We start from the raw sequence: 21,617 nt of genomic DNA on the forward strand, positions 1-21,617 counted from the left end.
CTCACGCGCGCCGGGGATCCCGACTAAGCTCGGACATGGCAGGGCACTGAGCCCTGCCATGTAATTCCAGCGGAGGGAGGATCAAGCATGAAAGGCGCCATCGCGCTGCTCTGCGCGGTCGCGGCCCTCGACGCCCAGGCCGAGCTGTATCGTTGCGTCGACGCCGCCGGTCATACCAGTTACCAGCAAACGCCCTGTGACGCCGCAAGTTCGGGGGGCAGCATCGAACTCGACACCCGTACCCCCGACGGCACCGCCAGCGCCGCCAACAAGCCGCAGATGTCGATCGGCAGCCAACTCAAACGACTCACCCCGCCCCCGATCGAGCGCACCTCCACCGACGCGCCGCGCAAGACACCAACCCCCACGGCAGTGGATCGGGCCAAATGCGCCCGTCACCGCGCCCAGGTCGCCCGCTGGGAGCAGGCCGCCCGCGCCACCTACCGCGACCGCAGCGAACAGCGCTACCGCGAGCAGATGCTCGAACACCACCGCGCCCAGGTCGAGCGGTATTGCGGCCCCTGAGGACGGGCTTCCAGCGGCCAGCGGCCAGCGGCCAGCGGCCAGCGGCCAGCGGCCAGCGGCCAGCGGCCAGCGGCCAGCGGCCAGGAGATTGAACCGCAAAGACCCAAAGGACGCGAAGAAAGCGACCAGCCTTCAGCAAACAGCCTCCGGTGCCGGTTTGCGGCCAACCGCGACGCGACGAGACAACCCAGCCCCCTCACTGGAGGCTGACGGCTGACGGCTAGGCGGTGATCGCCAATCCCACGATGGGCACGCTGCGCTTTGCCCATCGTGCGATGATGACGCCTGGTGTTCGTGGCGACGGTGAGGAAAAACGCCCGCTGGCGGCTGGCGGCTGGCGGCTGGCGGCTGGCGGCTGGCGGCTGGCGGCTGGCGGCTGGCGGCTGAAGGCTGAAGGCTGAAGGCTGAAGGCTGAAGGCTGGAAGCCTTTCTTCATCTTTGCGCTCTTGGCGTCTTGGCGGTTCAATTTCCCGGCGGCTGACGGCTAACGACTGGCGGCTGGCGACTGGTGGTTGATCGCTGAACCTCAGAGCCGCCCCAGATAACGCTCGCCGCCGAGGCGCGAGGACTGGTCGATGATCCAGTCGGCGCGGCGGCGCAGTCGCTCGGAGGGGCGGTCGAGACGGTAGTGACCGGGGGCCGGCAGCACGCCGATGAGCAGCGCCGACTCCTCCAGCGTCAGGGTGCGCGCCGGATGGCCGAAGTAGCGCACACTGGCCGCTCCGGCGCCATAGGTGCTGGGGCTGAACTGGATGATGTTGAGATAGACCTCGAGGATGCGCTCCTTCGACCACAGCACCTCGAGCAGCAGGGTGAACCAGGCCTCGATCGCCTTGCGTCCCCAGCCCTGCCCCGGCCACAGGAAGAGGTTCTTGGCCGTCTGCTGGGTGATGGTGCTGGCGCCGCGCAACGCGCCACCCCGGCGATGAGCGGCGAGGGCATGACGGATCTCGATCAGGTCGAAGCCGAGATGGGTCGGGAAGCGCTGGTCCTCACCACTGATCGCCGCCAGTCGCAGCGGCGGCGGGAGTTCGCTCCAGGGCACCCAGCAGTGGTGGTAATAGGGCGGCGACTGGTCGAGTCGCCACAGATTGTAGGCATGCTGGAGCATGAACGCCGAGGCCGGCGGATCGACCCAGCGCAGCGCCCCGACGAGCAGCGCCGAGCCGAGCACACCGGTGACGGCCAGCCCCAACAGCCCGCGCCCGAAGCAGCGCAACCAGCGGCGCGCGCCCTCGAGCCGCGACGGCCTCGACCCGGACACCTCGCTTGCGACGTTCGACCCGGGCGTGTCGACCTCGCCGGCCTCCTGCCGCTCCTGCTCGCTCATCGTCGCGGTGTCGCACCCATGCGCGTGCTCAGCCCGCCAGCCCCCGGGTCTGCAGTGCGCGGATCTGGTCGCGCACCGCCGCCGCCTGCTCGAACTCCAGGTCCTTGGCGTGCTGGTACATGGTCTTCTCCAGCGCCTTGATCCGCTTGGCCAGCTGCTGCGGGGTGAGCGCGGCGTACTCGGCCACCTCGTCGGCCACCGCGGCATAGTCACGCGCCGGCAGCGGCGCGCCCGGGGTGGCCGCCTCCATGATGTCGGCCACCGCCTTGCGGATGGTCTGCGGGGTGATGCCGTTGGCGGCGTTGGCGGCGAGCTGCTTGGCGCGGCGGCGCTCGGTTTCGTCGATCGCCCGGCGCATCGAGGCGGTGACCTTGTCGGCGTAGAGGATGGCCTTGCCGTTGGCGTTGCGCGCGGCGCGCCCGATGGTCTGGATCAGCGAATCGGTCGAGCGCAGGAAGCCCTCCTTGTCGGCGTCGAGGACAGCGACCAACGAGACCTCCGGCATGTCCAGCCCCTCGCGCAGCAGGTTGATGCCGACCAGCACGTCGAAGGTGCCGAGGCGCAGGTCGCGGATGATCTCGACGCGCTCGACGGTGTCGATGTCAGAGTGCAGATAGCGCACCCGCACCTCGTGCTCGATGAGATAGTCGGTCAGATCCTCGGCCATGCGCTTGGTGAGGGTGGTCACCAGCACACGCTCGTCGACCGCCACCCGGGGGCCGATCTCGGAGAGCAGGTCGTCGACCTGGGTCAGCGCCGGGCGCACCTCGAGTGCGGGATCGACCAACCCGGTGGGACGCACCACCTGCTCGACCACCGTGCCCGAATGTTCCAGCTCGAAGGCGCGCGGGGTGGCCGAGACATAGATGGTCTGCGGCTGGCGCGCGCGGAACTCCTCGAAACGCAGCGGCCGGTTGTCGAGCGCCGAGGGCAGGCGGAAGCCGTAGTCGACCAGATTCTCCTTGCGCGAGCGGTCGCCCCGATACATGCCGCCGAGCTGGGGCACGGTGACATGGCTCTCGTCGATCACCACCAGGGCATCGTGCGGCAGATAGTCGTAGAGGGTCGGCGGCGGCTCGCCGGGGTCGCGCCCGGAGAGATAGCGGCTGTAGTTCTCGATGCCCTGGCAGTAGCCAACCTCGACCATCATCTCCAGGTCGAACTGGGTGCGCTGTTCGAGCCGCTGCGCCTCGACCAGCTTGCCCTGCTCGCGCAGCGCGGCGAGGCGCTCGCGCAGCTCCGGCTTGATCTGCTCGACGGCCTGGAGGATGGTCTCGCGCGGGGTGGCGTAATGGGTCTTGGGATAAACGGTATAGCGCGCCACCTGCTGGCGTACCGTGCCGGTGAGCGGATCGAACAGTGCCAGCGACTCGATCTCGTCGTCGAACAGCTCCACCCGTACCGCCTCGTCGTCGGACTCGGCAGGATAGATGTCGATCACGTCGCCACGCACCCGGTAGCAGCCGCGCTGCAGCTCGACCTCGTTGCGCTGGTACTGCAGGTCGGCGAGACGACGCAGGATGGCGCGCTGGTCGACCAGATCGCCGCGCTTGAGCAGCAGCACCATCTTCAGATAGGCGTTCGGGTCACCGAGCCCGTAGATCGACGAGACGGTGGCGACGATCACCACATCGCGCCGCTCCAGCAGCGCCTTGGTCGCCGACAGCCGCATCTGCTCGACGTGCTCGTTGATCGCCGCGTCCTTCTCGATATAGGTATCGGTGGCCGGGACATAGGCCTCGGGCTGGTAGTAGTCGTAATAGGAGACGAAGTACTCGACGGCGTTGTGCGGGAAGAACTCGCGCATCTCGCCGTAGAGCTGGGCGGCGAGGGTCTTGTTCGGCGCCAGCACCAGGGTCGGGCGCTGTACCCGATCGATGACATTGGCGATGGTAAAGGTCTTGCCCGAGCCGGTCACCCCGAGCAGGGTCTGCCCGGCCTCGCCGTCCTCCAGCCCTTCGACCAGACGATCGATGGCCTCGGGCTGGTCGCCCGCAGGGGCGAACCGGGCTTCGAGTTGGAAGGGTCTGGGGGACATGTGGGGGAACCTCGTCTACTGATAGCGGCCACGCACCACGGCAAGCGCGATCCATGGCGCTCGCGCGAGATGCCGGGCGTTCGGCGTTTCGCTATTATTGGCAGTCGCAACAATCAAATCCAGCCACCCCAGTTCCCTAGAGATCATCGCCGATGAGCACCAAACTCGCCGCCCGCGTCCAGGCCGTCAAGCCGTCTGCCACTCTCGCCATCACCGCCCGCGCCAATGCGCTGCGCGCCGAGGGCAAGGACGTGATCGGGCTCGGTGCCGGTGAACCCGACTTCGACACCCCCGAGCACATCAAGGCCGCCGCCGTCGCCGCGATCGAGAACGGCTTCACCAAATACACCGCCGTCGACGGCACCGCCGGGCTCAAGCAGGCGATCATCGACAAGTTCAAGCGCGACAACGGGTTCGACTTCACCGCCGAACAGATCCTGGTCTCCTGCGGCGGCAAGCAGAGCTTCTTCAACCTCGCCCAGGCCCTGCTCGACCCGGGCGACGAGGTGGTGATCCCCGCCCCCTACTGGGTCTCCTACCCCGACATGTCGCTGCTCGCCGGCGCCGCCCCGGTGTTCATCCACGCCGCCGCCGACCAGTCGTTCAAGATCACCCCGGCGCAGCTGCGCGCGGCGATGACCGAGCAGACCCGACTGGTGGTGATCAACAGCCCCTCCAACCCCACCGGCATGGCCTACAGCCGCGACGAGCTGGAGGCACTCGGCGAGGTGCTGCGCGACTTCCCGCGCGCGGTGATTGCCAGCGACGACATGTACGAGCACATCCGCTGGGACGACGCGCCCTTCGTCAACATCCTCAACGCCTGCCCCGACCTCGCCCCGCGCACCCTGGTGCTCAACGGCGTCTCCAAGGCCTACTCGATGACCGGCTGGCGCATCGGCTACGCCGCCGGCCCCATCGACATCATCAAGGCGATGAAGAAGGTGCAGTCGCAGAGCACCTCCAACCCGGCCTCGATCTCGCAGGCCGCCGCCCAGGCCGCGCTCGAAGGCCCGCAGGCGTGCATCGGCGAGATGCTCACCGCCTTCAAGGCGCGTCACGACCTGGTCGTCGAGCGGCTCAACGCGATCGAGGGCATCGAGTGCCTGCCCACCGACGGCACCTTCTACGTCTTTCCCAAGGTCCAGGGGCTGATCGAGCGTATGCCCGGGATCAACACCGACCTCGAGCTGGCCGAGTTCCTGATCGAGGAAGCCGGCGTCGCCCTGGTCCCCGGCACCGCCTTCGGCCTGCCCGGCTATGCCCGACTGTCGATCGCCACCAGCCGCGAGAACCTTGAACAGGCGCTCGAGCGTATCGCCAACGCCTGCGCCGGCTGAGGCCCACCCCGGCGTCCCTCCTGCGGGGCGTCGAACCATCGGTCAGAGGCAAGCGAACACGGCATGCGATCGAACACAGCGATCGAATCCATGCTTGACGCATCAGCCCATCCCCACTAACATTATCGGCTCAAGACATTCCCTGGTAGCTCAGTCGGTAGAGCGGGTGACTGTTAATCACTAGGTCGGCGGTTCGAGCCCGTCCCAGGGAGCCAAATACGAAAAAGGGCTGATCCTCACGGATCAGCCCTTTTTTCTTGTCCGCCCGTCGCTCGCCCCACTCAGAGCAGCAGCAGGGCCGTCGACATCCCCACCAGATAGGCCGGCCAGTAGCCGATGCGCGCGAGCCGATCAAGCCGCTCGGCCTCGCGTTCACGTCCCTGATGCTGCCAGATCCGTAACTGCACGTTGACCAGGATCACCGCACCGGTGATGACGAAGGTGCCGGCGATGAAGGCATCGACCGCAGTGAGATAGCCCAGCCTCGGCAGATCGTTGCCCAGAGTGAAGTTGAAGGCGATGAGCAACAGCAGCACAGTGATGCCGATATCGATGCGCTTCATGTAGTCCTTGAGGCGGAAGGTACTCCAGGACACCACCAGGATGATCAACATCGGCACGAAGATACGCACCACGTAATAGAGCAGATGACGATTGGCCTGGAAGCCCAGCGAAAAACGTGAGTAACCGAGCCCGTCGGCGCCGGTGATGGTATCGACCACCGCCGCCGAGGTGAACACCACCCACTCCTCCTCGCCGAGCTGATCGCCGACCCCGATATGCTCGGACAGCGGCTCGAAGACGAACAGCGAGTCGGGCAGCAGCGACTCCACCCGGATGTAGAACGACTGAGTGTCGAAGGGAAAGTCGCGGAAATCGAAGTCCGGCGCCTGGAACACCGCTGTCGCGCGTTCGATGTAGAGCACCTCGCCGTCGGGATAGATACGCATCCCCTGACGGCTCAGATCGTGTCGTCCCTGCTGATTGGCCAGGAACATCCCCGGCCACACCACCCCGTGCGTCTGTAACTCCTCCATCGCCCTGGCGAAGGTCAGCATGCGAAACGGCGGTGCCCCGGGCGTCGGCTCATAGGCCAGCGCCGGCTCGCGATAACGGATCCGCAGGGTATAGACGGCGGAGAAGTTCTCCGATTTCTGATCGATCTCGACGATCTGATCCAGGGTCATCCCGATCCGCACCGGAGTCGGTCCATCCGCCCCTTCCCCAGCCACGGCCACGGCCGATCCCGACAGCAACACTAGGCACAGCAGCAACAGGCGACGCATCAGCATGATCTCGCGCGACAGGAGTCATCATCGAGGATAGCGGGTCGCCGGGAGCGTACACAAGGCGAGTCGCCAAGGGATTGGACCGCAAAGACGCGAAGGACGCCAAGCAAAAACAGTTGATTGGGTTGCAGCGACCAGTACAGCTGAATGCAATGCCCACTGGAGGCCGGCTATTGGAAGCCGATCGTCTTCTTTGCACGCTTCGCGTCTTTGCGGTTCGATCCGGCTGGCCGCTAACGGCCGGCCGGCGCCCGAGATCAGTCCCCGAGATCGCCCCACAGCCCCTGGATCAATGCGATGGCGGCCAGGGGAGCGGTCTCCGTACGCAGCACGCGGGGGCCGAGACGCACGCCGGTGAAGCCCTGGGCGCGGGCCTGATTGATCTCGCGCTCGCTCAGACCGCCCTCGGGGCCGATCAGCAGGGTGACGCCGGTCTCGGGCGGGGTGAGTGTGGTGAGTGCGCGCTCGGCGCGGGGGTCGAGGATGAGGCCGCCGGGCCAACCGGCGGGGAGCCAGTCGGGCAGCGCCTGCAGGTCGTCGAGCCGGGGCAGGCGGCGGCGACCGCTCTGCTCGCAGGCGCTGACGATCACCCCGCGCCAGTGGTCGAGACGACGCGCCAGCCGCGCCCCGTCGAGACGCACCACGCTGCGCTCGGTGCGCAGCGGAGTGATACGGGTAACACCAAGCTCCACGGCCTTCTGCAGGGCGAAGTCCATGCGCTCGCCCTTGGAGACGCCGAGCGCGAGATGGATCTCGAGCCGGGGCGCGGGCTCGGCCAGACCGGGCGCGCCGAGACGCACCGCCACGCCGTCGCGACCACTGTGCGCGATGGTGGCGGGGAAGTCGTGACCGCTGCCGTCGAAGAGCACCACCTCGGCCCCGGGGCCGAGGCGCAGCACCTGCGCCAGATGACGCGCGGGACCGCTGGGCAGGGCGCAGTCGGCATCGGCGGTCAGCGGCTGGTCGACATGGACGCGGGGGATGCGCACGGCTCAGCCCCCGTGGTCTCGCCCACCGGACAGGCGCCAGCCGGCGAAGGCCAGGGCCAGCCAGCCGCCGAGCAACAGCATGCCGCCGATCGGGGTGATCATACCCAGCGTCCGCACCCCGCTGAGCACCAGCGCGAACAGGCTGCCGCTGAACAGAGCGAGACCGACGAGGAACAGCCAGGCGGCGAGACCGACGCCAGCGGCGCGCGGGCGCGCCACCAGCAAGGCGCCACAGACCAGGATCGCCAGGGCGTGGATGGCGAGATAGTCGGCGGCGGTGTGCCAGTTGGCCAGCATGCGCGGCTCGACCCGGCCGTCGAGTCCGTGCGCGCCGAAGGCGCCGAGCGCCACGCTCGTCAGCCCGCAGAGCGCGCCGACGACCAGCCAGGGTCGTGCCGGATGCATCATCGATCCCCCTCGTTATCCACCGATCTCAGTCGCGCGGCTTGCGATTCGGGCGCGGCCGCCACTCCTTCTCGCCGGGCGCACCACGACGCACCTGGGTGCGGTCGCCGCGCTGCCGCCCGGGCACGAACTTGCCGGGACGCGGCTTGCCCGGACGCCCCTCGCGCACCGGCGCGGCGCCGCCGCCACGACGCGGCTCGCCCTCGCCCTGATCGAGCGCCGAGATGCGCAGCGCCTGACCACGGACATAGACCCGCTTGAGATGCTGGAAGACCTCGCGCGGCATGCCCTTGGGCAGGTCGACCACCGAGTGATCGTCCTGGATGTCGATGCGACCGATGAAGCGGCCCTCCAGCCCGGCCTCGTTGGCGATGGCGCCGACGATCTCGCGTGGGGTGGCACCGTGCTGATGGCCGACCTCGATGCGGTAGTGCTCGAGATCGCCCTGCAGCGGCCGACCGGCGTCGTGGTCGCGCTCGCGACGCGGGCGACGTTCGCCGCGATCACCGCGCTCGGGACGCCCCCCCCGCTCGTGACGCGGACCGCGGTCGTGGCGCTCGCGCGACGGGCGCGGACGCGGCAGCTCCTCCTGGATCTCCAGCGGACGCTCGCGCTGATTGAGATAGGCGAGCGCCGCGGCGAGGTCGTGCATCTCGACCTCCAGCTCGGTGTTGAGCCGCGACAGCAGGCGATAGAAGAAATCGAGGTCCTGACCGAGCGCCTCCTTGATCTCGGCGGTGAAGCGATCGATGCGCGACTCGCTGAGATCGGCCGCCGAGGGCGGCTCCATCGCCGGCACGCTGCGACGGATGGTGCGCTCGATGGCGCGCAGCAGCCCGCGCTCGCGCGGCTCGACCAACAGCAGCGCGCGACCGGCGCGACCGGCGCGACCGGTGCGACCGATACGGTGGACATAGGCCGAGGGGTCGGTGGGGATGTCGAAGTTGACGACATGACTGATACGCTCGACATCGAGTCCGCGCGCGGCCACGTCGGTGGCGACCAGGATATCGAGCTGGCCCTGCTTGAGCCGATCGATGGTGCGCTCGCGCATCTCCTGGTTCATATCACCGTTGAGCGCCTCGGCGGCGAACCCATGGGCCTTAAGCTTGTCTGCTAGTTCGGTGGTGCCGTGCTTGGTGCGCACGAAGACCACCATGCCGTCGAACTCCTCGATCTCGAGGATGCGGGTGAGCACGTCGAGCTTGTGGAAGCGGGTGACCACGCAGTGATGCTGATCGATGGTGTCGACCGTCTCCGAGTCGGCCGCCACCTGCACCAGCATGGGATCGCGCAGCCGCTTCTCGGCCACCTGACGGATGGCGCGCGGCATGGTCGCCGAGAACAGCGCGACCTGCCGTTCTTCCGGCGCCTGGTCGAAGATCCAGTCGATGTCCTCGGCGAAGCCCATGTTGAGCATCTCGTCGGCCTCGTCGAGCACCAGGGCGCGGATCCCGGCGAGCGACAGGGTGCCGCGACGGATGTGGTCCATCACCCGCCCCGGAGTGCCGACGATCACCTGCGGCCGGCGCTTGAGCTGACTGATCTGCAGCCCGTAGCTCTGACCACCATAGATCGGCAGCACCAGGAAGCCGGGCAGGTGCGCGGCGTACTCCTGGAAGGCCTCGGCGACCTGCAGCGCGAGTTCGCGGGTCGGCGCCAGCACTAGGATCTGCGGTGCCTTGACCTCGAGATCGATCCGGCTCAGCAGCGGCAGCGCGAAGGCTGCGGTCTTGCCGGTACCGGTCTGGGCCTGCCCGAGCAGGTCGCGCCCGGCAAGCAGATGCGGGATGCACTGGCTCTGGACCGGCGTGGGGGACTCATAGCCGAGATCACCAACGGCCTGGGTGACGGCGGGGGAGAGACCGAGATCGGCAAAACCGGCGCTGGTGTCAGGGGTATCCATGGAGGGGCCTCGAGAGGGAATGACGCGCTCGGGCGCCAAGGCCGGGATGGCCGCGCCGGAGGGGGATCGCGGAGAAGAATGAACAGTAAATTATTGACCAATATCGATCTATCCGCAACCTAATTCAATCGGTTCCATCCTCGTCACTCGATCGATTCGGGTTGCGATTTTGCCTTGTCGGCACCTCGGACAACCCCTAAGAATTGACCCAAAACCAATCTTTTCGATAAGGAATACAGCATGTCCCAACCATCCAAATCCAGCGGCGTCGCGGTCCCCAGTCGCCGGCTCAGCAGACTCTGGCACCTCGGTCGCGCCACCACCGATCTCGCCGCCGGCATCGGGGTCAAGGGCATGTTCGAGATCGCCCGCAGCCGCTCCGGCGGCGCACCGCCGCGTCTCCAGCTCTCGGTCGAGCACACCCGCCGCTTCACCGACCGTCTGGCGCGAATGCGCGGGGCGGTGATGAAGATGGGGCAGCTGATGTCGATGGACGGCTCGGACGTCTTCACCCCCGAGGTCGCCGAGGTGATGAGCGCGCTGCGCGAACGCGCCGAGCCGATGCCGCTGAGCCAGCTCAATCAGGTCCTCGAACGTGAATACGGCAGCGACTGGAACAAGCGCTTCCGCCGTTTCGAGTTCACCCCGATCGCCGCCGCCTCGATCGGTCAGGTGCACCGCGCCGAGACCCGCGACGGCCGCCGCCTGGCGCTGAAGATCCAGTTCCCCGGGGTGCGCGACAGCATCGACAGCGACATCGCCAATCTCGGCATGCTCGGTCAGACCTTCGGCATGGCCCCCAAAGGCATCGACATCAAGCCCTTCCTCGAAGAGGCCCGACGCCAGCTCCACCGCGAGGCCGACTACGCCGCCGAGGCCGCCGCGCTGGAGGACTATCGACGCTGGGTCGGCGACGACCCGGACTTCGTGGTGCCCGGCGTGCACCACGACCTTTCCACCGAGAACATCCTCGCGATGGACTTCATCGAGGGCGTACCGATCGACCGACTCGCCGGACCGGACTACCGCCGCGAGCACCGCGACCGCACCGCCTCGCGGCTGATGCGCCTGACCCTGCGCGAACTGTTCGAGTTCGGCTTGGTGCAGACCGACCCCAACTTCGGCAACTATCTCTACGTTCCCGCCACCGACCAGATCGCGCTGCTCGATTTCGGCGCCACCCATGCCGTCGAACCCGAGCTGATCGCCGAATTCCGGCGTCTCGCGCTGGCCGCGGTCAACGACGACCGCGACGGACTGCGCGCTTCCTCGATCGCCATCGGCTACATGGGCGAGAACGACCCCTCGCCCCAGGTCGAGGCGATGCTCGACCTGCTGCAGCTCTCGGCCGAGCCGCTGCGCGACAGCAGTGGCTACGACTTCGGCGCCTCCAACATCTTCGAGCGCGCCTACCACCAGGGCCGCGACCTGTTCCAGTCCGGCGCCTTCAGCACCACACCGGCACCCGACACCATGTTCCTGCACCGCAAGTTCATGGGTTCGTTCATGCTCTCGCGCCGACTGCGCGCGCGGGTCGACCTGGCGGCGATGGTCGAGGTGATCATCCGCTCGCCACGTCCGGCTCCGGCCGCCGCGAGCTGAGGAACCTCAGTCGTCCGTGCCCGGCCAGCGGGCATGGCGCAGCACCGCCGCCACCAGGGCATCGATGTCCGGCGGCTTCTCCAACAGCTCGACCATCCCCGCCTCCTCGGCCTGGGCACAGGTCTCGGGCAGGCGCTCGACCGTCAACCCGACCACCGGGACCCCGGGGAGGCGCTGGTGGCAACGGCGCGCCAGCGTCAGGCCGTCGACCAGCGGCATCCGCAGGTCGGTGAGGACCAACTGGTAGTCGTCGTCGGTATCGAGCACGGCGAGCGCCTGCTCGCCGTCGCCGACACCGGTCACCCGCGCGCCCTCGCCCTCGAGGATCTCCTGGAGCACGCACAGGGTGATCTCATTGTCCTCCGCGACCAGCAGCCGCAACCCCTGCAGCGGGGGAAGCGATGGGGACTCCATGATCATGCTCTCCTTGCCTGATCGTCGGCCATTCAGCGCGCCAGGCGCGCCAGCCGGCGCTGATAGCGGCGCATCACCCGCAGATGGATCGCCGCCTGGGTCCATAGATAGAGGTACCAGGGCAGCGCCGGGGCATAGTCGTGGATCGCGGCCATGGTGTAGCGGCCATCGAGCAGGGTATGGAACTCGAACCGTCCGCCAGCCTCGGCGCGTGCCAACAATCCACCATCGATGTGATAGACCCGCCGCTGTGCCGTGCTCATCGCCGCCGCCGGACGCAGCCGCAACAGCACCACCCGGGGCAGCCGCAGCCCGACCTCCCAGCCGCCGTCGGCGCACTCGCGACTGCACACCAGCGGCCAGCAACAGCGGCCCAGCCAGCGGAAATAATTGCCCGCCACCCAGGCCGCATCCTGTCCCGGCGGCAGGATGATGCGCTGGATCGAGCGCACCCTGCTCGCCTCGCGCAGTTGCGCCCGATCCTCGATCTGGGTCGGGCGACGCGGATTGGGCAGCAGGTGGCGGCCATCGGCGGCGAGCGACTGCGCCAATGCCTGGCGAAAGGCGCGCGCCGTGGGTGCGATCGCGCGCTGCAGCACATTGTCACGTATTTGCAACCGCTGCGGCAGACTCTCGACCACCGGCCCGACCAACGCGGGGCTGGCCCCGGAGACCCGCCGCGCCACCCAGGCAACCACCCCCAGCGGCAACCACGGCAGGGTGAACACCCAGCGCCGCAACCCCATCACCTCGGCGCACTGACGCACCATCTCGGCATGGCTCAACCATTCGGGGCCACCGAGATCGAACACCCCGCGATAATCGGCAGGGCGCTCCAGACACAGCAGGATGGCACGAACCAGATCGTCGAGCGCAATCGGTCGGGTCGGCGAGCGCGCCTCCGGCGGCAGCGCCAGCAACGGCAGACGCCGCACCAGGTCGACCAGCAACTCGAGCCCCGAGCCGCCCGGCCCCACCACCAGCCCGGCGCGCAGCGCGCTCACCGGAGTACCGTGTGCGGCGAGCGTCAGCTCCACCTCGCGCCGGTTCCACAGCAGCGGCGCGATCTCGAAGCCCTCGGGGATCAGTGCGCTGACGAAGATGATCTGACGCACCCCGCAGACCGCCGCGGCGCGGGCGAAGTTGTCGGCGAGGATCAGGTCCATGTCGCGCGCCGCAGCCTGGGTCAGCCGCGACGAGGGGGCGTTGGAGTGCACCAGATAGACCGCGAGGTCGCAGCCCCGCAGTCCGGCGCGAACCGCCTCGACGTCGAACAGATCACAGCGGCGCCAGTGGATACGCCGCTCGGGGTCGGCGATCCGCGCCCGCGCCGGCGAACGGGTCAACGCCACCACCTCGTCGTGTTCGGCCAGCGCCCGACACAGCGCAGTGCCGATGAAACCGCTGGCACCGGCGACCGCCACCCGGCGCCGTCCCTGCTCGTTCATCCAACCTCCTCGATCCAATCGATCCAGCAGCAATGCCGCGTCGCTCGTGACCACGACGGGCGCGCCACCATCGTCACCGCCGCGAACGCGTCCACTCGGGCACGAGTGCCCAGGACGAGTCGCGTCCGTTCAGGCTCGGTTCAGCAAGCTCTATTACACTCCCCGAAGCATCCAAAGACGCGGGACACGCCCGCGCCAAGGGCCTCGGCGGACCGTCATCATGAAGACCACAGCCTCGCGACTCCTGCTCTGCCTGCTGTCCTCACTGGCCACCTTCGCGCCAGCCGACAGCGATTTCGATCACGACGAGATCCGGCGACTGCGCGAACACGGCCAGATCCTGCCGATGGCGCAACTGCTCGAACGGCTCGAGCGGCGACACCCCGGAGAACTGATCGAGGCCGAACTCGAACATCGACATGGTGGATATCGCTACGAGATCAAGATCCTCGATGCCGACGGCCGGGTCCACGAACTCGAACTCGATGCCGCCACCGCCCGCCCGCTGCACCACGAGATCGAGCCATGAGACTGTTATTGGTAGAGGATGACCAGGCCCAGGTCGCGACGCTGCTGCCGGCGCTCAAGGCCGCCGGGTTCGCCGTCGATCATGCCACCGACGGCATCGGCGGCGAGCTGCTCGGCGACACCGAACCCTATGACGTCGTCGTCCTCGATCTCGGACTGCCGCGCCGCCCTGGGCTCGAGGTATTGCGTCACTGGCGCGCGCGCGGTCGCGACCTGCCGGTGCTGGTGCTGACCGCGCGCGATGCCTGGCACGAACGCGTCGACGGGCTCAAGGCCGGGGCCGACGACTATCTCGGCAAGCCCTTCCACGTCGAGGAGCTGCTCGCCCGGCTCAATGCCCTGACCCGGCGCGCCGCTCCCGTCGCCGGACGTGCCCTCGCGGTCGACGGCCTCAGCCTCGATGAGGACGGTCAGCGCGTGGTGCTCGAGGACGGCCAGACGCACCCGCTCACCGGCACCGAGTTCCGCCTGCTGCGCTATCTGCTGCGCAACCCCGAGCGCATCCTCTCCAAGACCCAGCTGATGGAGCACGTCTACGACCTCGACGCCGAACCGAGCGGCAACCTCATCGAGGTCTATATCCGCCGGTTGCGCGAGAAGATCGGTCGCGAGCGCATCGAGACCCTGCGCGGCCAGGGCTATCGACTCAGACGCCGATGATCGCGCTCGAGACCCGACTGCACCTGGGGCTGGCGCTGGCGCTGACGGTGGTGATCGGCAGCGCCTGGTGGATCGGTCACACCGCCCTCCACCACAGCTCCGAGAGCGTCATCTACTCACGCCTGGAGCACGACGCCGAGGGCCTGCTCGGCTCGCTGCGCCGCGATCACGGCCATCTTCGCGTCGCCGCACGCCATCTCACCCCGGTCTACAACCAACCGCTCTCCGGGCACTATTTCGTCGTCGAGGACGATCAGGGTAACCGACTGCGCTCGCGCTCGCTGTGGGACGAGGACCTCGACACCCGGGTACTGACCCCTGGTGAGATCGCCATCTGGCGCGACACCGGTCCAGATCGGCAGTCATTGCTGGTGTGGGCCGGTGGCTATCGTCTCAGCGATCGCCTGCTCACCCTCACCGTTGCCGAGGACATCAGCGAGTTCGACGCCGAACTCGACTTCTTCGAGCGACTGTTCGCGCTGCTCGCGATCGGCGGGCTGGGGCTGAGCCTGGTGCTGCAACGGCTGATCGTGCAACGCGCCTTCACCAGCCTGCGCCCGCTCTATCGCGACATCGAGCGGCTCGAACGCGGACGCGCCGGCACCCTCACCGAACAGGTCCCGCCCGAGATCCTGCCGCTGGTACGCAAGTTCAACCACCTGCTCGAGCGCTTCGGCCAGCGTCTCGAACGTTCACGCACCGCCGCTGGCAACCTCGCCCATGCGCTCAAGGGACCGCTGACCTTGCTGCGCCAGCAGCTCGCCGCCGACACCCTGGCGCTCACCGCCGAGCAACGCCGAGAGCTGCTCGATCAGGTCGAGCGACTGCGTCAGATCGCCGAGCGCCAGCTCAGACGCGCCCGACTCGCCGGGGCCGGCGGCGCGGCGCTCTACTTCGCGCCCGAGGAAGAGTTGCCGGTGCTGGCGCGGCTACTCGAACGCATGCACGCCCCCAAGCGGCTCCACATCGCACTCGACAGCAAGGTTCCGGGACCGCTCGCAGTCGATCGCGAGGACATGCTCGAACTCCTCGGCAACCTCCTCGACAACGCCTGCAAGTGGGCCGAGGGCGAGGTCCGCGCGACCCTCTCGGCCGTCGCCGGCGAACTGCTGATCCGTGTCGAGGACGACGGCCCCGGCTGCGCCGAGGCGGCCCTGGCCACGCTCACCGAGCGCGGGCTGCGGCTCGACGAGCAGGTCAGCGGTCACGGCCTGGGGCTGGCGATTGTGCGCGAGATCGTCACCGGCTACGACGGCCGGCTGGCGTTCTCGCGCGCCGCGCTCGGCGGGCTGCGTGCCGAGGCCTGGCTCGCGCTCGAACACCCCACCAGCGATCGCGCCCCGCGTTCAGCTTGATTTCAGCTCCGGGGTCCAGGATGGCCCCATGGACACAAGACGCTCCCCCACTCGCCCCCTCGGCATCCTGCCGCTGGCGCTGCTGCTCGCCCTCGCCGCCGCCCCGGCCGCAGCCGGGAGCCTCGGCGAGGCGCTCGGCGCCGCACTCGAACGCAGCGGCGAGCTGGCCCGTCCCCAGGCCATCACCGGCGAGCGCGACGCCCTCGCCCGCCAGGCCGCCAGCCCCTTCGCTGCCGATCCCGCACTGCGCCTGAGCTATCTCAGCGACCGCACCACCGAGGACGCCGGGGCCTACGAGGTCGAGACCATGGTCGACATGCCGCTGTGGCTGCCCGGACAGCGCGATGCGCGCCGCCGGGTCGCCGTCGCCGTCGGCGCTCAGGCCGGCAGCCTCGACCGGCGGCTGCGCTGGGAGATCGCCGGCGAGGTGCGCGAGAAGAGCTGGGCGGCGGCGATCGCCGCCGGACGGCGGCGTCAGGCCGAACAGGCGCTGGCCGACGCCCGCGCCCTGGAGGCGGCGATCGACAAGCGGGTCGGCGCCGGCGAACTGGCGCGGGTCGACCTGCTGGTCGCCCGCCAGCAGACGATCGAGCGCGAGGCCGAGCTGCGCGACGCGCGTCTCGGGCACGATCGCGCGCTCGCCGACTATCGCCAGCTCACCGGACTGCAGACGCTGCCCGAACCGCTGCGCGAGACCCCCGCCAGCGCCGACGCACTGCCCGCCGACCACCCGCTGCTCGAGGATGCCGACAGCGCCCTGGCGCTGGCCCGTGCCGAGCGCGAACAAGCCCAGCGCGAGCGGCGCGGCAACCCGGTGCTCAGTGTCGGCGGCAAGCGCGCCCGCGAGGTCCGCGGCGCCGACACCGCCGACTCGTTGCAACTCGAGATCAGCCTGCCCTTCGGGCTCGCCAGCCAGTCGGCCCCGGCCCTGGCCCGCGCCGAGCGCGGTTATACCGAGCGAGCCACCGATCTGCAGCGCGCCCGACTCGCCGCCGAGCGCACCCTGATCGCCGCCCAGCTCGCCCGCGAGGGCGCGGCCACCGCGCTCACCGTCGCCGAACGGCGTCACGCCCTCGCCCAGCAGGCGCTGCAGCTGGGACGACGCGCCTTCGATCTCGGCGAGCGCGACCTCACCGATCTGCTGCGCACCCAGGCCAGCGCCCGCGCCGCCAGTCTCGACCTGGCATTGCGCCGGCTGGAGCTGGGACGCGCCCAGGCCAGATTCAACCAGGCACTCGGAGTCATCCCGCAATGAACCCCTTCACCCGCTGTGCACTGGCGCCCCTGCTGCTGCTCCCGGCGCTTGCCCAGGCCGGCGCGCCGATCACCCTCGACGCGGCGGCACAGACCGCCTTCGGGATCGAGCTGGCCGCCCCCGAGGCGGTCGAGCACAGCCTCGGGCGGCGCTACCCGGCCGAGGTCCGCGTCCCCAACCCGCAGCTACGGGTGGTCGCCGCACGCCAGGGCGGCGTGCTCGAGCGTCTGGCCGTGGCCGAGGGCGACCGGGTCGCCGCCGGCGACCTGCTCGCCGAGCTGCGCAGCCCCGCGCTGGTCGACATCGAGCGTCAGTATCTCGAGGCGCTGATCCGTCTGGAGCTGGCCGAGGGTGAACTCGCCCGCGACCGCCAGCTCCATCGCGAGGGGGTGATCGCCGAGCGGCGGCTGCGCGAACGCGAGGCCACCCAGCGCGAACTCGCCACCCTGGTCGAGCAACAGCGTCAACTGCTGCGGCTCGCCGGCTTTGCCGAGACCGAACTCGCCGCGCTCGATCGCAGCCACACCCTCACCAGCACCCTCAGCGTGCGCGCGCCGATCGCCGGAGTGGTGCTCGAACAGCTGGTCGAGACCGGCGAGTCGGTGGCCCAGGCCACCCCGCTCTATCGCATCGGCCAACTCGATCCCCTGTGGCTGGAGATCCACGTGCCGCTCGACGAACTCGACGGCATCGCCCCCGGCACTCGGGTGCAGCTGCCGGCGCTGGCGCGCGAGGCGGTGGTCACCACCGTCGGCCGTCAGGTCCACGCACTCGACCAGGGCGTGCTGGTGCGTGCCGAGATCGGCGACGCCGGCACCGTGCTGCGCCCGGGACAGTTCATCGAGGTCCAGCTCGCCCGCGCCACCGGCGCCGGCTGGCGACTGCCGGCCGCGGCACTGGTGCGCGACGGTGACACCACCCTGGTGTTCGTCGCCCGCGACGGCGGCTTTGCGCCGCAGTCGGTCGAGCTGCTCGGCGCGACCGACGACCAGGTGGTGGTCGGCGGCGCGCTCGGCGCCGACGACCGCGTCGCGGTGACCGGCGTGATCGCGATCAAGGCCGCCTGGCAGGGAGGCGAGTGATGCTCGCGCGCCTGATCCAATTCGCGCTCACCCAGCGGCTGCTGATGCTGCTGGCGATGCTGGCGCTGATCGGCGGCGGCTGGCAGGCCATCCAGCAGACCCCGATCGATGCCTTCCCCGACGTCTCGACCACCCAGGTCAAGATTATCGTCAAGGCCCCGGGGATGACCCCCGAGGAGGTCGCCGAGCGCATCACCAGCCGTATCGAGGTGGAACTGCTCGGCATCCCCGACCAGACCATGCTGCGCTCGGTGGCCAAGTACGGCCTCACCGACATCACCATCGACTTCGCCGAGGGCACCGACATCTACTGGGCACGCCAGCAGGTCGCCGAGCGCCTCAACGGCGTCTGGGACGACCTGCCCACCGGGCTCTCCGGCGGCATCGCGCCGATGACCACGCCGCTGGGCGAGATGTTCATGTTCAGTATCGAGGGCGGCGACCTGTCGCTCGCCGAGCGCCGCGACCTGCTCGACTGGACCATCCGTCCGGCGCTGCGCTCGGTGCCCGGGGTGGCCGAGGTCAACGCCCTCGGCGGCTATGTCACCACCTTCGAGGTGGTCCCCGACAACGCCCGCATGGCCGCCCGCGGCATCCAGCTCGCCGACCTGCGCGCGGCGCTCGAGCGCAATAACCGCAACGATGGTGCCGGACGACTCGACGAGGGCGAGGAGACCCTGCTGGTGCGCAGCGAGGGGGCAATCCAGACCCTCGCCGACCTCGCCGCCGTGGTGGTGGTCGCCGACGCCCGCGAGCCGGTACGGGTGGCCGACATCGCCGAGGTCCGCCGCGCCGCGCTCACCCGCTATGGCGCGGTCACCCGCAACGGCGCCGGTGAGACCGTCGAGGGGCTGGTGCTGGGGCTGCGCGGGGCCAACGCGCGCACCCTGATCGAGGGCGTCCAGGCCAAGCTCGATGCCCTCGCCCCGGGGCTGCCCGAGGGGGTGCGGGTCGAGGTCTTCTACGATCGCGGCAAGCTCGTCGGACGCGCGGTGCACACCGTCTCCAAGGCGCTGATCGAGGCCACGGTGCTGGTGGTGGTGCTGCTGGTGCTGTTCCTCGGCGACCTGCGCGCGGCGCTCACCGTCGCCCTGGTGCTGCCGCTGGCCGCGCTCGGCACCTTCATCCTGATGCGTCAGTTCGGGCTCTCGGCCAACCTGATGTCGCTCGGCGGCCTGGCGATCGCCATCGGCATGCTGGTCGACGCCGCGGTGGTGGTGGTCGAGAACGTGGTCACCCAGCTCGCTCGTGGCGGCGGCGGTGGCCGGCTGCCGCGACTGCACCTGATCTATCGCGCGGTGCGCGAGGTCTCGGTGCCGGTCGCCTCGGGCATCCTCATCATCATCATCGTGTTCCTGCCGCTGCTCACCCTGCAGGGGCTCGAGGGTAAGCTGTTCGTGCCGGTGGCGCTGACCATCGTGTTCGCGCTCGCCAGCTCGCTGCTGCTGGCGCTGACCGTCATCCCGGTGCTCTCCTCCTACCTGCTCGGCGCCGGTGCCCATCGTGACCCCTGGCTGCCGCGCCAGCTCGCCCGGCTCTATGGCCCGCTGCTCGACTGGGCGTTGGGTCATGCCCGGGTGGTGGTGGGCGCAGCGCTGGCGCTGCTGCTCGCCGCCGGGGCGGTCTACACCCAGGTCGGCAAGTCGTTCATGCCGACGCTCGACGAGGGCGACCTGATCGTGCAGCTCGAGAAGCTGCCCTCGATCACCCTCGCCGAATCCCTGGCCATCGACCAGCGGGTGCAGCGCGCGATCCTCGACCAGGTGCCCGAGGTGCGGGCGATCGTCGCCCGCACCGGCTCCGACGAGCTCGGGCTCGACCCCATGGGGCTCAACCAGACCGACAGCTTCCTGGTGCTGGCGCCGCGCGAAGCGTGGCGCTTCGCCACCAAGGAGGCCCTGGTCGACGCCATCCGCGCGGTGCTCGACGGCTTCCCCGGCCTCAGCTACGCCTTCACCCAGCCGATCGAGATGCGTGTCTCGGAGATGCTCACCGGCGTGCGCGGCGACCTCGCGGTGAAGATCTTCGGCACCGATCAGGACGGGCTCAACGCCACCGCCGACGCGGTGGTCGCGGTGCTCGAGTCGCTGCCCGGCGCCGAGGACGTCTACACCCCGCGCAACGAGGGCGCGCAATACCTCAACCTGGAGATCGATCGGCTCGAGGCCGGACGGCTCGGCATCGACGCCGACGCCCTGGCGAGCCTGCTGCGCGCCCAGATCGAGGGGCTGCGCGTCGGCACCATCTATCGCGACGCCAAGCGGTTGCCGCTGATGATCCGCGGCCCGGAGAGTGCGCGCACCGCGCCGACGCGGCTGGCGGCGCTGCAGGTCAGCCTACCCGACGGCCGCGCCGTGCCGCTGACCAACCTAGTGCACCTGGAACGCGTCGAGGGGCCGGTGGCGATCTCGCGCGAGCGCGGCAATCAGCTCGCGGTGGCCATCGCCAACGTCAGCGGTCGCGACCTGGTCGGTTTCGTCGAGGAGGCCAGGGCGGCGGTCGCCGAGCGCGTCGACCTGCCCGACGGCTACTGGCTGGAGTGGGGCGGCGAGTTCGAGAACCAGCAGCGCGCCGCCGCGCGCCTGGCGCTGGTGGTGCCGGTGGCGCTGGGGCTGATCTTCCTGGTGCTGTTCTCCACCTTCGGCTCGGTACGACAGGCGCTGCTGGTGCTCTCCAACGTGCCCTTCGCGCTGATCGGCGGGGTGTTCGCGCTGGCGCTCACCGGCGAGTACCTGTCGGTACCGGCCTCGGTCGGCTTCATCGCCCTGCTCGGCATCGCGGTGCTCAACGGCGTGGTGATGGTCACCTACTTCAACCAGCTGCGCACCCTCGGCCACCCGCTCGGACAGGTGGTGGTGGAGGGCGCCCAGCGCCGGCTGCGGCCGGTGCTGATGACCGCCAGCATCGCCGCCTTCGGGCTGGTGCCGCTGCTGTTCGCCAGCGGACCCGGTTCCGAGATCCAGCGCCCGCTGGCGATCGTGGTGGTCGGCGGCCTGGTCTCGGCCACCGCGCTGACGCTGATCCTGCTGCCGATCCTCTATCGCCGCTTCGGCGCCCCACCCACCCCCGGCACGACCACCGACGCGAGGTCCGAGGCATGACCGATCACACCCTGCTCTATCTGGTCGTCCCCCCGGCGGCGGCCGAGGCCCTCGCCGAGTGGCTGCTCGAACGCCCCGAGGTGCCGGGCTTCACCAGCGTGCCGGCGGCCGGTCACGGCGCCTCCGAGCACTCGCTCTCGCTCGCCGAGCAGGTCGCCGGGCACAGCAAGCGGGTGATGTACCTCATCCACCTGCCGCCCGAGACCGCGCGCGCGGTGCTGGTGGCGCTGCACACCGACTTCGGCGGCAGCGGCATCCATCACTGGCTGGTGCCGGTACTCGAGTACGGGCGCCTCTAGCCATCACCGAACCCGGCCAGGACGGCCACGGATCCGGCGGTCGTCGACCGC

Annotated in this window: 19 protein-coding genes and 1 tRNA gene; 12 read left to right on the top strand and 8 right to left on the bottom strand. The window is 69.4% G+C overall.

Features of this window, described 5'->3' with window-relative positions:
• Positions 1–87 precede the first annotated feature (87 nt).
• Both MARPU_RS15910 and MARPU_RS17935 read left to right on the top strand, forming a co-directional pair.
• On the top strand, positions 88–525 hold the full coding sequence (locus MARPU_RS15910) for a DUF4124 domain-containing protein (RefSeq protein WP_005223128.1): 438 nt from the start codon (positions 88–90) through the stop codon (positions 523–525).
• Positions 526–752: 227 nt separating this feature from the next.
• The gene (locus MARPU_RS17935) at positions 753–926 is read left to right on the top strand and encodes a hypothetical protein (protein ID WP_198015483.1); all 174 of its coding nucleotides are present in this window, start codon (positions 753–755) and stop codon (positions 924–926) included.
• Positions 927–1,051: 125 nt separating this feature from the next.
• Here MARPU_RS17935 and mtgA read toward each other — a convergent pair whose 3' ends face one another.
• Both mtgA and uvrB read right to left on the bottom strand, forming a co-directional pair.
• Positions 1,052–1,855, bottom strand: a complete 804-nt coding sequence (gene mtgA, locus MARPU_RS15915) for a monofunctional biosynthetic peptidoglycan transglycosylase (RefSeq protein WP_005223129.1) — start codon at positions 1,853–1,855, stop codon at positions 1,052–1,054.
• A gap of 28 nt (positions 1,856–1,883) precedes the next feature.
• Positions 1,884–3,893 carry an excinuclease ABC subunit UvrB gene (gene uvrB, locus MARPU_RS15920; protein ID WP_005223131.1) on the bottom strand — a complete coding sequence of 670 codons (2,010 nt, stop codon included), beginning with the start codon at positions 3,891–3,893 and terminating at the stop codon, positions 1,884–1,886.
• A gap of 152 nt (positions 3,894–4,045) precedes the next feature.
• Between uvrB and MARPU_RS15925 the strand changes: the two genes are divergently transcribed.
• Positions 4,046–5,233 carry a pyridoxal phosphate-dependent aminotransferase gene (locus tag MARPU_RS15925; protein WP_005223134.1) on the top strand — a complete coding sequence of 396 codons (1,188 nt, stop codon included), beginning with the start codon at positions 4,046–4,048 and terminating at the stop codon, positions 5,231–5,233.
• A gap of 139 nt (positions 5,234–5,372) precedes the next feature.
• Positions 5,373–5,448: transfer RNA gene (locus MARPU_RS15930), tRNA-Asn, on the top strand.
• Positions 5,449–5,514: 66 nt separating this feature from the next.
• Here the strand turns inward: MARPU_RS15930 and MARPU_RS15935 are convergent.
• The 4 genes from MARPU_RS15935 to MARPU_RS15950 all read right to left on the bottom strand — a co-directional run bounded on the left by MARPU_RS15935 (position 5,515) and on the right by MARPU_RS15950 (position 9,822).
• Complete coding sequence (locus MARPU_RS15935; RefSeq protein ID WP_084015206.1) at positions 5,515–6,525, bottom strand: ligand-gated ion channel; 1,011 nt, start codon at positions 6,523–6,525, stop codon at positions 5,515–5,517.
• A 254-nt stretch (positions 6,526–6,779) separates the two neighbouring features.
• On the bottom strand, positions 6,780–7,511 hold the full coding sequence (locus MARPU_RS15940; RefSeq protein ID WP_005223142.1) for a 16S rRNA (uracil(1498)-N(3))-methyltransferase: 732 nt from the start codon (positions 7,509–7,511) through the stop codon (positions 6,780–6,782).
• A gap of 3 nt (positions 7,512–7,514) precedes the next feature.
• Complete coding sequence (locus MARPU_RS15945; protein ID WP_322786266.1) at positions 7,515–7,919, bottom strand: DUF423 domain-containing protein; 405 nt, start codon at positions 7,917–7,919, stop codon at positions 7,515–7,517.
• 25 nt (positions 7,920–7,944) lie between these two features.
• Positions 7,945–9,822, bottom strand: coding sequence for a DEAD/DEAH box helicase (locus MARPU_RS15950; protein WP_005223144.1), 1,878 nt, complete (start codon positions 9,820–9,822; stop codon positions 7,945–7,947).
• A 240-nt stretch (positions 9,823–10,062) separates the two neighbouring features.
• Here MARPU_RS15950 and MARPU_RS15955 point away from each other — a divergent pair, with 240 nt between their 5' ends.
• Entirely contained in the window at positions 10,063–11,424 is a 1,362-nt protein-coding gene (locus tag MARPU_RS15955) for an ABC1 kinase family protein (RefSeq protein WP_005223145.1), read from the top strand.
• Between the two features lie 6 nt (positions 11,425–11,430).
• Here MARPU_RS15955 and MARPU_RS15960 read toward each other — a convergent pair whose 3' ends face one another.
• Both MARPU_RS15960 and MARPU_RS15965 read right to left on the bottom strand, forming a co-directional pair.
• Entirely contained in the window at positions 11,431–11,838 is a 408-nt protein-coding gene (locus tag MARPU_RS15960; protein ID WP_005223147.1) for a response regulator, read from the bottom strand.
• 32 nt (positions 11,839–11,870) lie between these two features.
• Positions 11,871–13,286, bottom strand: coding sequence for an NAD(P)H-binding protein (locus MARPU_RS15965; protein WP_005223151.1), 1,416 nt, complete (start codon positions 13,284–13,286; stop codon positions 11,871–11,873).
• Positions 13,287–13,506: 220 nt separating this feature from the next.
• Between MARPU_RS15965 and MARPU_RS15970 the strand changes: the two genes are divergently transcribed.
• Genes MARPU_RS15970 through MARPU_RS16000 form a run of 7 tightly spaced genes read left to right on the top strand, consistent with a single transcriptional unit; the run spans position 13,507 to position 21,566 of the window.
• Positions 13,507–13,815, top strand: a complete 309-nt coding sequence (locus MARPU_RS15970) for a PepSY domain-containing protein (protein WP_005223152.1) — start codon at positions 13,507–13,509, stop codon at positions 13,813–13,815.
• Positions 13,812–14,474, top strand: a complete 663-nt coding sequence (locus MARPU_RS15975) for a response regulator transcription factor (RefSeq protein WP_005223153.1) — start codon at positions 13,812–13,814, stop codon at positions 14,472–14,474. The genes MARPU_RS15970 and MARPU_RS15975 overlap by 4 nt, the downstream gene beginning before the upstream one ends.
• Entirely contained in the window at positions 14,471–15,829 is a 1,359-nt protein-coding gene (locus MARPU_RS15980; protein ID WP_005223154.1) for an ATP-binding protein, read from the top strand. Before MARPU_RS15975 ends, MARPU_RS15980 begins: the two co-directional genes overlap by 4 nt.
• Before the next feature lie 28 nt (positions 15,830–15,857).
• Positions 15,858–17,084 (top strand): TolC family protein, encoded by a 1,227-nt coding sequence (locus MARPU_RS15985; RefSeq protein WP_005223155.1) that lies wholly within the window; start codon positions 15,858–15,860, stop codon positions 17,082–17,084.
• Positions 17,081–18,166 carry an efflux RND transporter periplasmic adaptor subunit gene (locus MARPU_RS15990; RefSeq protein WP_005223156.1) on the top strand — a complete coding sequence of 362 codons (1,086 nt, stop codon included), beginning with the start codon at positions 17,081–17,083 and terminating at the stop codon, positions 18,164–18,166. Before MARPU_RS15985 ends, MARPU_RS15990 begins: the two co-directional genes overlap by 4 nt.
• Positions 18,166–21,267, top strand: a complete 3,102-nt coding sequence (locus MARPU_RS15995) for an efflux RND transporter permease subunit (RefSeq protein WP_005223157.1) — start codon at positions 18,166–18,168, stop codon at positions 21,265–21,267. The genes MARPU_RS15990 and MARPU_RS15995 overlap by 1 nt, the downstream gene beginning before the upstream one ends.
• Complete coding sequence (locus MARPU_RS16000) at positions 21,264–21,566, top strand: DUF3240 family protein (RefSeq protein ID WP_005223158.1); 303 nt, start codon at positions 21,264–21,266, stop codon at positions 21,564–21,566. Before MARPU_RS15995 ends, MARPU_RS16000 begins: the two co-directional genes overlap by 4 nt.
• The last annotated feature ends 51 nt before the right edge of the window (positions 21,567–21,617 follow it).

The organism is Marichromatium purpuratum 984 (assembly GCF_000224005.2).
Lineage (GTDB): Bacteria > Pseudomonadota > Gammaproteobacteria > Chromatiales > Chromatiaceae > Marichromatium > Marichromatium purpuratum.

What these genes read in the sequence shown, in the direction of transcription:
- MARPU_RS15995 (WP_005223157.1), top strand. Translation starts at nt 18,166, where the DNA reads ATGCTCGCGCGCCTGATCCAATTCGCGCTCACCCAGCGGCTGCTGATG.
- MARPU_RS16000 (WP_005223158.1), top strand. Translation starts at nt 21,264, where the DNA reads ATGACCGATCACACCCTGCTCTATCTGGTCGTCCCCCCGGCGGCGGCC.
- MARPU_RS15980 (WP_005223154.1), top strand. Translation starts at nt 14,471, where the DNA reads ATGATCGCGCTCGAGACCCGACTGCACCTGGGGCTGGCGCTGGCGCTG.
- MARPU_RS15990 (WP_005223156.1), top strand. Translation starts at nt 17,081, where the DNA reads ATGAACCCCTTCACCCGCTGTGCACTGGCGCCCCTGCTGCTGCTCCCG.
- MARPU_RS15965 (WP_005223151.1), bottom strand. Translation starts at nt 13,286, where the DNA reads ATGAACGAGCAGGGACGGCGCCGGGTGGCGGTCGCCGGTGCCAGCGGT.
- MARPU_RS15925 (WP_005223134.1), top strand. Translation starts at nt 4,046, where the DNA reads ATGAGCACCAAACTCGCCGCCCGCGTCCAGGCCGTCAAGCCGTCTGCC.
- MARPU_RS15955 (WP_005223145.1), top strand. Translation starts at nt 10,063, where the DNA reads ATGTCCCAACCATCCAAATCCAGCGGCGTCGCGGTCCCCAGTCGCCGG.
- MARPU_RS15975 (WP_005223153.1), top strand. Translation starts at nt 13,812, where the DNA reads ATGAGACTGTTATTGGTAGAGGATGACCAGGCCCAGGTCGCGACGCTG.
- MARPU_RS15950 (WP_005223144.1), bottom strand. Translation starts at nt 9,822, where the DNA reads ATGGATACCCCTGACACCAGCGCCGGTTTTGCCGATCTCGGTCTCTCC.
- MARPU_RS15945 (WP_322786266.1), bottom strand. Translation starts at nt 7,919, where the DNA reads ATGATGCATCCGGCACGACCCTGGCTGGTCGTCGGCGCGCTCTGCGGG.
- MARPU_RS15960 (WP_005223147.1), bottom strand. Translation starts at nt 11,838, where the DNA reads ATGGAGTCCCCATCGCTTCCCCCGCTGCAGGGGTTGCGGCTGCTGGTC.
- MARPU_RS15985 (WP_005223155.1), top strand. Translation starts at nt 15,858, where the DNA reads ATGGACACAAGACGCTCCCCCACTCGCCCCCTCGGCATCCTGCCGCTG.
- mtgA (WP_005223129.1), bottom strand. Translation starts at nt 1,855, where the DNA reads ATGAGCGAGCAGGAGCGGCAGGAGGCCGGCGAGGTCGACACGCCCGGG.
- uvrB (WP_005223131.1), bottom strand. Translation starts at nt 3,893, where the DNA reads ATGTCCCCCAGACCCTTCCAACTCGAAGCCCGGTTCGCCCCTGCGGGC.
- MARPU_RS15970 (WP_005223152.1), top strand. Translation starts at nt 13,507, where the DNA reads ATGAAGACCACAGCCTCGCGACTCCTGCTCTGCCTGCTGTCCTCACTG.
- MARPU_RS15935 (WP_084015206.1), bottom strand. Translation starts at nt 6,525, where the DNA reads ATGCTGATGCGTCGCCTGTTGCTGCTGTGCCTAGTGTTGCTGTCGGGA.
- MARPU_RS15910 (WP_005223128.1), top strand. Translation starts at nt 88, where the DNA reads ATGAAAGGCGCCATCGCGCTGCTCTGCGCGGTCGCGGCCCTCGACGCC.